The following is a 14,511-nucleotide window of genomic DNA, read 5'->3' on the forward strand; positions in this document are numbered from 1 at the left end:
AGAGCCGGTTTTTTCTGCCCATCAGATAACCCGTCATTACCAGATGGGGGATGTGCTGATCCAGGCGCTGCGTGGGGTCGATCTGGAGCTGTACCGCGGTGAGTTTGTGGTACTGTTAGGCGCCTCCGGCTCTGGTAAATCAACCTTACTCAATATTCTGGGTGGGCTGGATACGGCCAGCTGTGGTGAGCTGCGGTATGGCAATACGGTATTAAGCCAGGCCGATGACAAAGCATTAACCCGCTATCGTCGCGAACAGGTCGGCTTTGTGTTTCAGTTTTACAACCTGATCCCCAGTTTGACCGCGCTGGAAAATGTTGCCTTAGTCACCGACATCAGCTCCAATCCGATGTCGCCGCACGAAGCTCTGGCGATGGTGGATCTGACTGAGCGCAGCGGTCACTTCCCGTCACAACTCTCCGGTGGTGAACAGCAGCGGGTGGCGATTGCCCGCGCTATTGCCAAAAAGCCCAGGGTGCTGCTGTGCGATGAACCAACCGGCGCGCTGGACTCCAAAACCGGCAGCAAAGTGATGGCTGTACTGCATCAGATTAATCAGCAATTGGGTACCACCACCCTGGTGATCACCCACAACGAAGCCATTGCCGCTATGGCGGATCGGGTCATTCGGTTAAAAGATGGGCAAATTGTCGATATTCAGCACAACCCTGCTCCCAAATCCGCCTCGGAGCTCAGCTGGTAATGCAAGCCCTGCAGCAAAAGCTATGGCGCGACTTACTGGCGATGAAAGGTCAGATCCTGGCCATCGCAGCGGTGATTGGTGCCGGCGTTATGGTGCTGTTCCTGGCGGTCACCACCCTGGATATGCTGGAGCGGGCGCAACAACGCTTTTACCAGCAGGCTCATTTTGGTGATGTCTTTGTCGATTTGACCAGAGCGCCAGAACACTTGATCCCTCATTTGCAACGGCTACCCGGAGTGCAACAGGTGCAAAGTTCGGTTCGGGCTCCGGTACGGCTGGAGGTGGCCGGTTTTGAGGCTCCAATCCGGGGCCTGATGCTGTCACTGCCGGAGCAAGGCCTGCCGCGTTTGAATCAACTGGTGTTGCTGCACGGGCACTTTCCGGCCGAAGCCAATGAAGTCGCCATCACCGAGCCCTTTGCCAACGCCCATCAGTTGCAACCCGGCGATACCATCACCGCCGTGATTCAGGGGCGCCTGCAGCGCCTGCAAGTCAGCGCCATCGTGCTGTCGCCTGAGTTTATTTATCAACTGGGTCCGGCCGACTTGCTGCCGGACTACCAGCGCTTTGGTGTGCTTTGGATGCCACGACAGGCGCTGGCCCATGCTTTTCAGATGGATGGCGCATTCAATCATTTGAGTGTGAGCCTGCAGCGTGGCGCCAATCCAATGCCGGTGCTGGATGCACTGGATCTGGTATTGGCGCCTTATGGCAGCCGGGGCAGTTACCTAAGAGCCGAACAAGCCTCGCATCGCTTTTTAACCGAGGAACTGGAGCAGCTTAGCGTGATGGCCTGGGTACTGCCGCTGTTGTTCCTTGGCGTGGCTGCTTTCCTGCTCAATGTGCTGATTGGCCGACTGGTGCGCAATCAATTGCAGCAAATTGCGGTGCTAAAAGCTTTTGGCTACAGCCACAGTGCTTTGCTACTGCATTACCTGCAACTGGCCTGCGTGATTGTAGTGCTTGGAGTGATCACTGGCATCGGCTTAGGGCTTTGGGCTGCAACTGGCCTGGCTGAGCTCTATGCCGCTTACTTTCATTTTCCCGAGATGGAGTTGCGGGTACAACTGCGCCACCTGGCTCTGGCCTTATTGGTGGCATTGTTGGCCGCCATGGTTGGCGTATTTAGTGTGCTACAACAAGTCGCCAGACTGCAGCCCGCAGCAGCTATGCGCCCGGCTGTCCCCCCGCAATTTCATCAAGGCCTGGCAGAGCAGCTGTTGCTGCGCCCCTGGCTGGGCCAGCTAAACCGAATCATTGTGCGCAACCTGCTGCGTTACCCCGGCCGTAGCCTGCTATCGGTGTTGGGGATAGCGCTGTCCTCAGCCTTGCTGTTGGTCGGTAGTTTTCAGTTTCATGCCCTTCATGCCTTACTGGATATTCAGTATCGCCACATTCTGCAGATGGACACCCAACTGATGCTCACCGAAGCAAGTCCGGAGCGGGTACTGGCAGAAATACGGGCAGAACCTGGTGTACTGGCCGCTGAAGCCTTTCGCATGGTACCGGTGCGACTGCACCATCAACGTACCTCCTACCGCACCGTGCTGCAAGGACTGGAAGCCAGGCCGCAACTAAGGCAACTGCTCGACCAGGAACTAACACCGATAGAACTGCCCGCAGAAGGCCTGGTATTAACCCGGTACCTGGCCGACTACCTCGGGCTAAAACCCGGTGATAGCGTGCAGGCAGAACTAATGGAAGGCGCCAACCGCTTGGTGGAGCTGCCACTGGCGGCTGTGGTGGATGAGCCGGTTGGGGTCAGTGGCTACATGGAGCGCAGAGCTTTAAACCGCTTATTGCAGGAAGGCCCTGCTATTTCCGGCGTCTGGTTACTGACCGATCCGCTTAAGCGTACTGAATTGCAACAACGCCTGCAGCAGCGCCCCAAGATTGCCGGTATTAGTCAGATGGCTGATATTGAGCAGCAGCTGAGGAATTACATTGCCGATACACTGCTTGGGATGATGGCTATCCTGCTACTGATGGCAGGCTCCATCACCTTTGCGGTGATCTACAACAATGCCCGCATTGCGCTGGCTGAGCGCTCACGTGAGTTGGCAACCTTGCGGGTGCTGGGGTTCGAGCGCTATCAGGTCGGTTGGGTGCTGGCCGGTGAAGTACTACTGCTGACCCTGCTAGCGATCCCTTTGGGTTGGCTGCTGGGTACCGGTTTCGCCTGGTCGTTGCAACAGGCGCTGACCATGGATCTGTTTCGCTTACCCTTTGTGCTGGAGCCAGCCAGCTTTGCGCTGGCAGCATTGGGTGTATTGGTAGCAACGGTTTTGTCACTTAGCCTGATGCTCAGGCGTTTTCAGCAACTGGATATGATTTCGGCTTTAAAAACGGAGTAACCTCATGATCATCCGAACCAAACACTGGTTTCTGTGCTTACTAGCCGCCGCTGTGCTGCTGGCGCTGTTGCTGGCCCTTCGGCCTGCTGCGGTGCAGGTGTCGGTCAGCGAGATACAAAGCGGCTATTTTGCAGAAACTCTGGCCGATGAAGGCAAAACCCGGCTGCGTGATACCTACACCATTTCGGCACCAATAGACGGCTACCTGCATCGGGTCGAACTTGAGCCGGGCGATGCTGTGCAGGCCGGTCAGCCGCTACTCACCCTGGAGCCTGCACCAACACCGGCACTGGATGCACGCAGCCTGGAGCAGGCCAGAGAGCAGCTTTCTGCCGCCAAAGCCAGGTTGCTGGCCGCTGAAGCCAGTTTTGACAGCAGTGAGCAAGAACGCCGTTACGCTGAGCAGGAATACCAACGTCATCAAGGCCTGCAGCAACAAGGCGTGATATCTGCCACTCAGCTGGAGCGACTGCGCCACGAATGGCAGCGCGCCCAAGCCGGTGAACGTATGGCCAGGGCTGCCATGGATGTCGCCCGCTACGAAGTGGAAAATGCTCGTACCCTATTGGCCATTACCGATGGCAGCCGCAGCGGCGATGAACGTGTGTTGCAGGTGCTGGCACCGGTTAGCGGCCTGGTACTGCAGCGCCACCGCTGCTGCGAAGGTGTCATAATGGCCGGCGTGCCGGTGCTCACCCTTGGCGACTTGCATCAGTTGGAAGTTCAGGTCGATTTGCTATCGGCCGATGCAGTGCGGGTGCGTCCTGGTATGACGGTGCACCTGGAGCGCTGGGGGGGTGATAGCACCCTGCAGGGACTGGTCCGACGGGTGGAGCCAGCCGGTTTTACCCGCGTGTCGGCACTGGGCGTGGATGAGCAGCGTGTGCCGGTACTGGTAAGCATTGAATCGAACCCTGAGCTGTGGCAGCAATTGGGCGAAGGCTACCGGGTAGAAGCCCGCTTTGTCCTCTGGCAAGGCGATGATGTGCTCAGCCTGCCCACCAGTGCTTTATTCCGTGAGCAGCGTAACGATGCCGGACAAACGAATGAGCAACCGGGCTGGGCGGTGTTCGTTGCCAAAAACGGCAAAGCAGAGTTACGATTTGTCGAGATTGGCCGTCGTAGCGGACTGGTGACACAACTGGAGTCTGGCCTTACAGCCGGTGAGCTGGTGATCACTCATCCACCGACAAGTCTGCAATCCGGTGATCGCATTCAGTACTCGCGCAGTCATTGAGACAGATCAAGCTCATACAGATAAAATCCACTACACTACGCTTTTAGCATAACCACAGGAGAGTACGATGCCTCTGCAAAAACTAAAGCAAGAGTTACTGCAACGCAAAATGAAGCTCGAACGTCAGATTGCTGCCATCGAACACGACTTTCGCCAGGGCCGCAGTTCCGATCTGGCCGAGCAAGCGCAAGAGCGAGAGAATGATGACGTACTCACTGCCCTTGAACTTAAAGCCGAGCAGGAGCTGCAGCACATCGATCGTGCCTTGACCCGGATGGAACAAGGCAGCTATGACCGCTGCTCAGTGTGCCAGGATGTTATCGCTATCGAGCGGCTTAGCGCCATCCCTTACACTACTCTTTGCATCAGCTGTGCAAATCGTCAAAGCCAATAGCCTTCGGCTCAGTCAAGCTGAGCCGTGCCTTTCAGTGGGATCTTGATGTAAGCCGTGCCATTACCTTCTTTTGATGGCAACTGCCCCGCACGGATATTCACCTGCACCGAAGGATAAATCAGCCGCGGCACGGCCAGAGTGGCATCGCGTGCCGTACGCTTTTGCACAAAATCCTGTTGCGGTGTTTGCGCCGCAACATGAATATTTTGCTGCTTTTGCTCCCCCACCGTGGTTTTGTAACGCAGTTCACGGCCATTGGGCTGGTAATCGTGGCACATGTACATCGGGGTCTCATCCGGCAATTGATACAACCGCTGAATGGATTGATAGAGCACAGCCGCATCGCCGCCCGGAAAATCGCAACGTGCCGTGCCTGCATCCGGCATAAACAAGGAGTCACCCACAAAAAGATGACCGGCTATCAGATAGCTGACGCTATCGTTGGTGTGCCCCGGTGTGTTGATGACCCGTCCGGTCAGAGCGCCAATCTGGAAAGTCTCGTCATCATGGAACAAATGATCAAAGCACTCCCCCCTGGCAGTCAGCTCCTCGTCGCCAATATTAAACACCACCTTAAAGGTCTGCTGCACCTTGCGAATGCCCTCACCAATACCGACCCGAGCGCCGGTTTTTTGCCGCAGGTAATGCGCAGCCGATAAATGATCGGCATGGGCATGAGTTTCTAAAATCCATTGCAGCTTTAGCTCATGCTGATTCAGGTAAGCCAATACCTGATCGGCACTGCAGGTATCGACTGCGCCGGCAGCGGCATCGTAATCGAGCACAGGATCAATCAATGCCGCCACTTTACTGCTCTTATCCACCAGCAAATAGCTGAAAGTACTGCTATCGTTATCAAAAAACATCTCAATGTGCATCGGCTGCTGTTGCGTGGTCATCGGGGCACCTCTTTTAAATTAGATTTCACTAAATAGTGATTGCATCATAGCTGAGCACAGTTTAAAATGCAATTCAGTTATATGCATATTCTTTTTTGGAATATAAAAATTATGTTAGCACTCTTAGGCGCATTAATTATAGGTCTTAGTCTTGGTTTATTTGGTTCAGGCGGTTCAATCCTGACCGTCCCGGTGCTGTTGTACCTGTTGGGCATGCCGGCAGAGTTAGCCATAGCTTCATCCTTGCTTATCGTCGCAGCCATCAGTGCTTTTGGCTCTTTTCACAATGGTTTTAAGCGACTCATCAGCTGGCGTCATGTCTTTTGGTTTGGTATCCCGGGTATGTTTGGGACCTATCTGGGGGCATGGGCCGGGACTATGGTCGACAGCCGTTGGCAGTTGCTGGTGTTTGCCCTCTTGATGATCGTCGCTGCTTTCTTTATGTGGCGCAGCCAATTGAAAGATACCGCCAACCAACTCGCTTTTAACAAGGCCAAAGTCCTGGCTGATGGCCTGGTGGTAGGGGCAGTGACTGGCTTTGTCGGCGTCGGTGGTGGCTTTCTTATCGTGCCGGCATTGGTGCTGATGGGCGGCTTACCCATCGTCATTGGGGTTGCCACCAGTCTGGTGGTGATCGCCTTAAAATCCTTTGTCGGCTTTGCCAAATACTATGTGGTCTTTACCGGCCAGGGGTTAAGTTTTGATTGGACCGTCATTGCTCTAATGATCGTGGCAGGTATTGCCGGCAGTTATTTAGGGGCCTGGATAGGCCGCCGTTTACCTAAAGAAAAACTGCAGAAGGGTTTTGCGGTATTTTTAGCCGTTATGGCAGTGGTTGTCGTAACGCAGTCCGTTATCTAACAACTTGGAGATACAGATGAAAACAGCACAACAATTGGTAGCAGAAGCTAAAGCAGGCATAAAGGAAGTCAACCTTGATCAGCTTTCAAATTACCTGAACACACATCCTGAACCCAGATTGATTGATGTGCGTGAGCCAGCAGAGTTTGCTCAGGGCCATATTGCGGGGGCGGTCAATTATCCCCGAGGTGTGCTTGAAATGCAGTTGGCCAACCATCCAGCCGTCGCAGCCAGTGGTTGTGCTGCAGAGGTCGCACTGGAGCAACTGGCTGCAGAGCCACTGTATCTAATTTGCCGCTCTGGTGCACGATCCGCTCTGGCAACAGAATCACTGCAACGCATGGGCTTTTCAAAGGTGTACTCCGTTGCACCGGGCATGCAGGGCTGGCTGGACGCCCAATTGCCTATCGTGAAATAAGAGGTGATCATGGAAAACTTTACTCCGCTATCCGCTTTGATTGGTGGCACCTTTATTGGCTTGGGAGCCTTATTGCTGATGGCCGCTCTTGGCAGAATTGCCGGGATTTCCGGCATTGCCAGCCAGGCCATTTTCCAAAAGCAAGACCGTAGCTGGCGGCTGGCTTTTGTTGCCGGCTTGCTGCTAGGGCCTTTGCTGGTGGCACTGGTTATCAGCGATTTTAGTTTCAGCACCCCTGAGCTAGGCCCTCGAACTCTGATTGCCGGCTTGCTGGTTGGGTTGGGCACCGCATGGGGCAGTGGTTGCACCTCGGGGCACGGCGTTTGCGGCATTGGCCGTTTCTCGCCGCGCTCCATTACTGCCACCCTTATATTCATGGCGGCAGGTGTTCTCGTCGCCAGCTTGTTTTAAGGAGTCATCCATGCAAATCATTATTGCTTTTATTGCCGGTTTATTGATGTCCATCGGCATCGCCGTTTCCATGATGATCGATCCGGCCAAAGTATTGGGCTTTTTAAACCTGTCAGGCAACTGGGATCCCAGCTTGGCTCTGGTTATGGCCGCTGCTCTTGCCGTGTACAGTGTTGGTTTTCGTTTAGTCCGGGGAAGATCAGCCCCCTTGATGGCAGAAAAGTTTCAGTTGCCAAGCGCCAGCAAGATCGACAAGCCTATCCTGATTGGTGCGGCAGTTTTCGGCTTAGGTTGGGGCCTTGTTGGCTATTGCCCAGGCCCTGCTATCAGTGCTCTGAGCGCTGGTAATACCGGCACTATTGGCTTTGTCATAGCCATGATAGCTGGTTGGTACATAGCCAGAAAACTGCCTTTAGCTAAGGTTGCCCCAAAAAAATCCACAGACTGCTATAGTTAGTACAAAAGTTGCGTTAAACATTATGATTTTACGAGCCAGGGGAAAATATTTTTCCTGGCTCCTCTGCTTCAAGTAGCAAGCGCTTTCAACCAATCAGGAAAACTGCATGAAGGCAACCTCGACTCCATCATCGCAGGGGGTGATTGGCTGGTTTATGTCCAGCTACTTCCCACCGATGCTGATCTTGCTAGCGCTGGTGCTTGGCGCTGTATCACTTTGGCTCACTCCCCGAGAAGAAGATCCGCAAATTGTGGTGCCAATGGCCGATGTACTGATCGAGGCTCCTGGCTTGTCTGCCCGGCAGGTGGCCACTCAGGTCACCGAGCCGCTAGAGCGCTTGTTGTCACAGATCGATGGCGTGGAGTATGTGTACTCCCAATCGATGACCGGCCAGGCCTTGGTGATTGTGCGCTTTTATGTCGGTGAAGATCGTGAAGACTCCCTGGTGAAGTTGTACAACAAGCTCTACTCCAATCAGGATCAAATCCCGGCGGTGGTGCACAACTGGTCGGTCAAACCGGTTGAAATTGACGACGTACCTATTTTGGTGGCTGCTTTGTACAGCACCGACCCGACGATTGATCACTTTCAGCTTCGGCGTCTCGCCGAGCAAGCCACCCAGAAACTGAAAGCCATTCGCCACACCAATCAGGTTAGCGTCAGTGGTGGTTTATCCCGTCTGATCCAGATCGAACTGGATAATGAAGCCCTGGCCGCCCACCACACCAGTGTGCAGGATGTCGAACGGGCCATTCGCGTAAGCAATCAGCGCCAGCAGGCCGGCACATTGCAGCGGGATAATCGCAGCATTGCCTTGCAAAGTGGTGACTTCTTGCGCTCTGCCAGCGAAGTCGGTCAAACCGTGGTCAATGTGATCAATGGCCAGCCGGTTCATTTGCGTGATATCGCCACCGTCACCGACGGTCCCGCCGAGCCCAGCCAGTACAGTTTCTTCTACCCGGGTGCCGCCTTTAGCGAAGCCACGCTGAACCAGCATCAGGGCCTGCCTGCCGTATTCCTGGCAGTGGGCAAGCAAAAAGGGGCCAATGCAGTCTGGGTCGCCAACGATGTGCTGCAAGCCTTTACCGAGTTGGAACAACACTGGCTACCTGCCGGTGTAAAACTGGAGGTGATCCGCAACTACGGTGAAACCGCTGATGAGAAGGTGATGGATCTGGTATCCAGCCTGGCCATCGCCATTATTACGGTGGTGATTTTTGTTGGCTTGTTCCTGAACTGGCGCGCAGCACTGGTGGTCGCCATCGCCATCCCTATCAGCTATGGCGCTACCCTGGGCATGGATTTGCTGTTTGGCTACACCATTAACCGGGTGACCTTATTCGCCTTGATTCTGGCACTGGGTTTGATTGTCGACGATCCCATTGCTTCCATTGACAACATCGAACGGTTTTTGCGGGAAAAAGGCCTGCCGCCCAAGCGTTCCATCGTGCTGGCAATGGCCGAAATTCGCAGCGCCCTGTTGATGTCGACGCTGGCCATTGTCATCGTGTTCACGCCAATGTTTTTTATCACTGGCATGATGGGCCCCTACATGGCGCCGATGGCCTTCAACGTGCCAATCAGTGTGATCTTCTCCACCGCTGTGGCTTTTCTTATCACCCCCTGGCTGGCTCGTCGCATCATGGTGGGCGCACGCCAGCAAGGCCACTATCAGCCACAAAGCACCTTGCTCTATCGGGGCTACAAAGCCCTGCTAGGTCCGTTGCTGCAGAGCCCAAAGCGCAGCTCACTATTTTTATGGGCCGTTGCCGGGCTTTTTGTGCTGGCTGCGGCTCTGCCTGCCATGCGCTTAGTGCCGCTCAAGCTGCTGCCCAACGACAACAAGAATGAATTTCAGCTGGTGGTGGATCTGCCTTATGGCAGCAGCGTCGAGCGGACCGCAGCTACCTTGGAGCAACTGGCACGTCATCTGCAGCAAGTGCCCGAAATCAGCTCCATATCAAGCTTTGCCGGTTTGGCTTCACCGATGGACTTCAATGGCATGGTGCGGCACTACTTTTTGCGTCATCAACCACACCAGGGCGAGCTTAGGGTGGTGCTGGTCGATAAGAAACAACGCCGCCTGCAATCGCACGAAATTCTGCTGCGGCTGCGCGATGAGTTGGAGGCCATTGCGCACAGCAATAATGCCAAACTCAAACTGGTGCAGGTGCCACCGGGTCCACCGGTGATCAGCACCCTGGTTGCTGAAATATATGGCAGTGATAGCAGCGACTATATGGCCCTGGAACAGGCAGCTCTGACGGTTGCCGAGCGACTGCGCCGCGAAGACTTTGTCCGCGAAGTCGATACCTCAGTGCCAGAAGAAGCCATGCTCTGGCGCTTTGTCGTCGATCAGGAAAAAGCCGCTTTATCCGGTGTTTCCGTGCAGCAAATCAATCAGACACTGGCCGCTGCCGCCTCCGGCCTGGTGATCGATTACTTGCAACTACCGGACGAAGTGAACCCACTGCCAATCGAAATTCGTCTGCCGCGTGGCCAGCGGGATAATCCGCAGCGCTTGCTATCGCTGTATGTACGTGGGGAAGCCGGTTTAAGCCGCACCCGGAAAGTGCAGGGCGTAGCCGACGCCGCCTTGCCGATGGTGCAACTCAGTGAGCTTGGTCACTTTGAACAAATAGCTGTGGATCGACCTATATTTCATAAAAACCTGCGCCCGGTCAGCTACGTCTATGGCGAAACCGTCGGCCGGGTACCAGCCGATGCGGTGGTGGATGTGATGGTTGATCGGGGGCGTGAGGGCGACAGTTACCGGCCACTGTGGCGCCGTCACTACTTTGGCAATGGAGCCGGTCTTGGCTGGTCGGTACCGGATGATATTCAGGTGGTCTGGAGCGGTGAAGGCGAGTGGAAGATCACCCTGGATGTGTTTCGCGATCTGGGTATTGCCTATGGCGTTGCCTTGCTCGGTGTTTTTGTGGTGATGGTGCTACAAACCGGCTTAAAAGCCGTATCCGGCATGATGATGCTGGCTATTCCGCTGACGATTATCGGCATCATGCCAGGCTTTTGGCTGCTGAATCTGTTTAGCTCTGACATCGCCGGCTACCCCAACCCCACGCTTTTTACCGCCACAGCCATGATAGGCATGATAGCGCTGGCGGGCATTGTCGTGCGGAACTCACTGATCCTCATCGAGTTTATTCAACAGCGGTTGCGCGAAGGCTGTGAGCTGAAAGAAGCGTTGTTTGAAGCCGGTGCAGTACGCACCCGCCCTATCCTGCTAACAGCCGGAACCACGATGCTGGCCAATATTGTCATCACACTGGATCCAATCTTTAACGGCCTGGCCTGGGCTATCATCTTTGGTATTGGTGCCTCCACCATTTTTACCCTGCTGGTGATCCCGGTGGTCTATCACCAGGTGTACCGCAATCACCCAAGCCATGGCCTGAAAACTGCTGGAGACGATGAATGAAAACAACTTTTTTAACCCCTGGTCGGCGTTTTGCCCTGACTATCCTGGCAGCTATTCTGTTTTTATCCCTGATATTTCTCTGGCTGGCTGGCGCCTTTGTTAGCAAAGTAGCAGAAGAGACGCGTCCTATAGTGCAGCAGGCACCATCAGCAGCGCTTTATACCGTGACGTCACAGCCGCTGGCAGATTACCGCCATTTTAGTGGTAACCTGCAAGCCCGTCAGCAAACCGCCTTATCGGCCCGGATCACCGCCCGGGTGGCAGAGGTGCTGGTAGAGGCAGGCAACAGGGTGCAAGCTGGCGATGTCTTGTTGCGGTTGGATAACGACGACTTAAGCGCACGGGTGCGACAACAGGAACAAGCGCTGGCCTCGGCGCAGGCCAGAGCCAATGAAGCGCGCAGCCAGTACCAGCGCACCATAGCGCTGGTAGAGCAAGGTTTATTGCCGGCAGCCCAGTTGGACGAAGTGCGCAGCAATCGTGATACCGCTGAAGCAGAACTGCAGCGCAGCCGGGCGGCTTTATTTGAAGCTCAAACCAGTGAAGGCTTTAGCATGATAGTCGCTCCCTATACTGGCATTGTCAGTCAGCGACTGGCCTATGCCGGTGATACCGCCACGCCGGGGGCTTTACTTCTCACCTTGTATGCACCGGATAGCCTGCGTTTTGAAGCCGCTATCAGTGAATCGGTGCTTGGCTTGCTGCAATTTGGCCAGCAGTTGGAAGTCATGCTGGACGCCAGCAAGCAGCCTCTTTCAGCTGCAGTCAGTGAGATTGAACCGGCTGCCGATACAGGCTCCCGCAGCTTTCGGGTGCGGCTGGATATTGATCGCACTGAAGGACTCTATCCCGGTATGTTTGGCCGGCTGGCCGTTCCTGTTGGAGAACGCGATGCGTTGTTAATTCCAGCCGACTTCATTGAGCAGCGTGGACAATTGTATTATGTGCAGGTGTACACCAGTGCGAGTGAAGAGCGGCGGCTTATCCGGCTTGGCGAGCAACATCGACTGCAAGGGCACGTCATGCAGGAAGTAGTAAGCGGCCTTTCTGCTGGGGAGCAATTGATCCGTCCATGAGCAAACACCAGCACAGTGCCAGAGATGCGCAAGCCAACAAAGTAACCCTGGTAGGTGCCCTGTTTGATACCCTACTTGGCGTTCTGAAAATCATCACCGGCCTGCTTGGCCACTCTGCTGCCCTGGTGGCCGATGGTGTGCATTCTTTGTCGGATTTGGCAACCGATCTGGTAGTCCTTATCAGCATCCGGCTGGGAGGGCGAGCCCCCGATCAAAGCCATCCCTTTGGCCACAGGCGCATAGAAACCCTGGGCACGATGATCCTTGGCTTAATGCTGCTGGCCGTTGCCATCGGGTTGGTCTGGCAGAATGCTTTCAGCTTATGGCAAGGCCAGAGCAGCACTGTACCGATCTGGCCGGTATTGCTGGTAGCAGGCCTTTCCTTTGGTATCAAAGAAGGACTGTACTGGTATACCATCAAAGCTGCCCGCTCATTGCACTCAGAGCTGCTGAGCGCCAATGCCTGGCACAGCCGCAGTGATGCGTTCTCTTCCATCGTGGTGCTGCTCGGTGCCGGCGGTGCCATGCTGGGTGTCTGGTGGCTGGATGCAGTTGCTGCTGTGCTGGTGGCCGTATTGATTGGCATGATCAGCTTGCAGTTGCTAGCGGGCAGCCTGGCAGAGCTAATAGATACCGCCATCCCCGAGCAACAGCAACAAAGCTACCGTCAGTTGATTGTACAAACAGACGGGATCCACGCCATCAACTCCCTGCGCAGCCGAACCAGTGGTGGCAAGGTCCTGCTGGAACTAAAACTGGAAGTTGCGCCACGACTTACTGCTTCCGAAGCACACTTGCTGGGTACTCAGGTTAAACAGCAGCTGCAGCAACAATTCCCCGAAATCGGCGATATCCTGGTCCACATCAATAGCTCAGCTTCAGAGGTGTCATCATCGCTACAAGCTTTGAATATCCGGCCAGCTTTAACCCGGGCTATCGACCAACTACTGCACTCCTACCAACTTAACAGCAATGATGTTGAACTGAACCTTTACTATCAGAGCCCCATTCAGGTCGATATCTTGCTTAACGCAAAGGCCCAACAGGCACTCCATGATGTCCCTCAGCAACAGCTCGAACAGCAATTGCAGTTGCTCTGGCCAATAGCCAAGACCTTGAATATCCGCTTTTATCTACTCAAGACCAGCTAGCTATCTGTTTTATCTTTGATTTTCTCCCCTAAGCGAACTACCATTATGACAAAAATATGACGGATCACTTTTCCATGAAAAAACACCTTCTCCTTGGCTGCCTGGCAGTCAGTAGCATCCTTTTACTGCCCCCTGCTCAAGCCACTGAGTTTGGCATCTACGGCCGGGCGCACCTGTCGGTTGATCAGTTGGACAATGGCAACGACAATGGCCTGAATATATCCAGCAATGCCAGCCGTTTTGGCATTCGCGGCTCGCATCAGGTGCAGGACAATCTGACTGTGTTGTTGCAAATCGAAAGCCTGATCCGCCTCGATGAAGGCAGTGGTGATTGGGCCTCGCGCAACAGCTTTTTAGGATTACAGGGCGATTTCGGCCTGGTACGGGCCGGATTTTTTGATACTCCCTTGAAAAACGTACGCAGCCGCACCGATTTGTTTGGTGATCAGGTAGGTGATGCCCGCAACATCGTTCGGGGTGGCGGAGTCGATTTAGACCGGCGCTTTCGCAACGGCCTGCATTATCAAACCCCTGCTTTTCAGCAATTGACCTTCGATCTGCACTACTCCACCCATGATCGCACCGGCAGCACCAGTGACAATAAAGACGATGCCATCAGTAGCTCAGTCACCTTTGATAACAAAGCGCTAATGCTGATGCTGGCTTACGAGCGGCGCAACCGGCCGGACAATAGCGCACTGAGCGGTTTTCGTGCTGGCGCCAGTTATCGCCTGAGCGAACAATGGCGGCTGACGGCCTTTTGGCAAAGCAGTGAAAACTTCGCTGGTGGCAACAGAGATGCTTACGGCATCGGGGCTGCTTATCGTATCAATGACGCCTACAGCGTGAAAGCTCAGCTTTATCATGCCGGCAACGCCGATGCTGACAACAGCAGAGCCACCATGCTGGCATTAGGTCTAGACCGGCGCTTTGGCCGCCAGCTCACGCTTTATGCAGCAGCGGCCTTCACCAACAACGCCGACAATGCCAACTTTAATGTATCGGCCGGAGGCGGCCATGGTAAGCAACTGGCCATTGAACCTGGCCAGGATCCCTATGCACTGTCACTGGGCGTGATTTACAATTTTTCGGCCAACTTCGGTAGCTAATG

The 14,511-nt window shown here is 54.7% G+C and carries 13 protein-coding genes; 12 read left to right on the forward strand and 1 reads right to left on the reverse strand.

Features of this window, described 5'->3' with window-relative positions; all coding sequences use genetic code 11:
- Positions 1-43: 43 nt before the first annotated feature.
- The 4 genes from ABC502_RS11155 (at position 44) to ABC502_RS11170 (ending at position 4,688) form a co-directional block, all read left to right on the forward strand.
- Positions 44-703: an ABC transporter ATP-binding protein gene (locus ABC502_RS11155; protein WP_345915983.1), complete on the forward strand. Its 660-nt coding sequence runs from the start codon at positions 44-46 to the stop codon at positions 701-703.
- Positions 703-3,057: an ABC transporter permease gene (locus ABC502_RS11160; protein WP_345915935.1), complete on the forward strand. Its 2,355-nt coding sequence runs from the start codon at positions 703-705 to the stop codon at positions 3,055-3,057. The genes ABC502_RS11155 and ABC502_RS11160 overlap by 1 nt, the downstream gene beginning before the upstream one ends.
- A 4-nt stretch (positions 3,058-3,061) precedes the next feature.
- Positions 3,062-4,294 carry an HlyD family efflux transporter periplasmic adaptor subunit gene (locus tag ABC502_RS11165; protein ID WP_345915936.1) on the forward strand — a complete coding sequence of 411 codons (1,233 nt, stop codon included), beginning with the start codon at positions 3,062-3,064 and terminating at the stop codon, positions 4,292-4,294.
- 67 nt (positions 4,295-4,361) lie between these two features.
- Positions 4,362-4,688 carry a TraR/DksA family transcriptional regulator gene (locus ABC502_RS11170; protein WP_345915937.1) on the forward strand — a complete coding sequence of 109 codons (327 nt, stop codon included), beginning with the start codon at positions 4,362-4,364 and terminating at the stop codon, positions 4,686-4,688.
- Between the two features lie 8 nt (positions 4,689-4,696).
- Here the strand turns inward: ABC502_RS11170 and ABC502_RS11175 are convergent, their stop codons facing one another.
- Positions 4,697-5,587 (reverse strand): MBL fold metallo-hydrolase, encoded by an 891-nt coding sequence (locus ABC502_RS11175; RefSeq protein WP_345915938.1) that lies wholly within the window; start codon positions 5,585-5,587, stop codon positions 4,697-4,699.
- Between the two features lie 111 nt (positions 5,588-5,698).
- Between ABC502_RS11175 and ABC502_RS11180 the strand changes: the two genes are divergently transcribed.
- The 8 genes from ABC502_RS11180 to ABC502_RS11215 all read left to right on the forward strand — a co-directional run bounded on the left by ABC502_RS11180 (position 5,699) and on the right by ABC502_RS11215 (position 14,509).
- The gene (locus ABC502_RS11180; RefSeq protein ID WP_330088269.1) at positions 5,699-6,448 is read left to right on the forward strand and encodes a sulfite exporter TauE/SafE family protein; all 750 of its coding nucleotides are present in this window, start codon (positions 5,699-5,701) and stop codon (positions 6,446-6,448) included.
- 16 nt (positions 6,449-6,464) lie between these two features.
- Positions 6,465-6,866 carry a rhodanese-like domain-containing protein gene (locus ABC502_RS11185; RefSeq protein ID WP_345915939.1) on the forward strand — a complete coding sequence of 134 codons (402 nt, stop codon included), beginning with the start codon at positions 6,465-6,467 and terminating at the stop codon, positions 6,864-6,866.
- A gap of 9 nt (positions 6,867-6,875) precedes the next feature.
- Positions 6,876-7,277, forward strand: coding sequence for a YeeE/YedE thiosulfate transporter family protein (locus ABC502_RS11190; protein WP_345915940.1), 402 nt, complete (start codon positions 6,876-6,878; stop codon positions 7,275-7,277).
- A 10-nt stretch (positions 7,278-7,287) separates the two neighbouring features.
- Positions 7,288-7,734, forward strand: a complete 447-nt coding sequence (locus ABC502_RS11195; RefSeq protein WP_345915941.1) for a DUF6691 family protein — start codon at positions 7,288-7,290, stop codon at positions 7,732-7,734.
- A 106-nt stretch (positions 7,735-7,840) separates the two neighbouring features.
- Positions 7,841-11,173: an efflux RND transporter permease subunit gene (locus ABC502_RS11200; RefSeq protein WP_345915942.1), complete on the forward strand. Its 3,333-nt coding sequence runs from the start codon at positions 7,841-7,843 to the stop codon at positions 11,171-11,173.
- Positions 11,170-12,249, forward strand: coding sequence for an efflux RND transporter periplasmic adaptor subunit (locus ABC502_RS11205; RefSeq protein ID WP_345915943.1), 1,080 nt, complete (start codon positions 11,170-11,172; stop codon positions 12,247-12,249). Before ABC502_RS11200 ends, ABC502_RS11205 begins: the two co-directional genes overlap by 4 nt.
- Positions 12,246-13,400 (forward strand): cation diffusion facilitator family transporter, encoded by a 1,155-nt coding sequence (locus ABC502_RS11210; protein ID WP_345915944.1) that lies wholly within the window; start codon positions 12,246-12,248, stop codon positions 13,398-13,400. Before ABC502_RS11205 ends, ABC502_RS11210 begins: the two co-directional genes overlap by 4 nt.
- A gap of 74 nt (positions 13,401-13,474) precedes the next feature.
- Complete coding sequence (locus ABC502_RS11215) at positions 13,475-14,509, forward strand: porin (RefSeq protein ID WP_330088274.1); 1,035 nt, start codon at positions 13,475-13,477, stop codon at positions 14,507-14,509.
- Positions 14,510-14,511 lie beyond the last annotated feature (2 nt).

This window comes from Alkalimonas sp. NCh-2, from assembly GCF_039631345.1.
In the GTDB taxonomy this organism is placed as follows: Bacteria; Pseudomonadota; Gammaproteobacteria; order Enterobacterales; family Alteromonadaceae; genus Alkalimonas; species Alkalimonas mucilaginosa.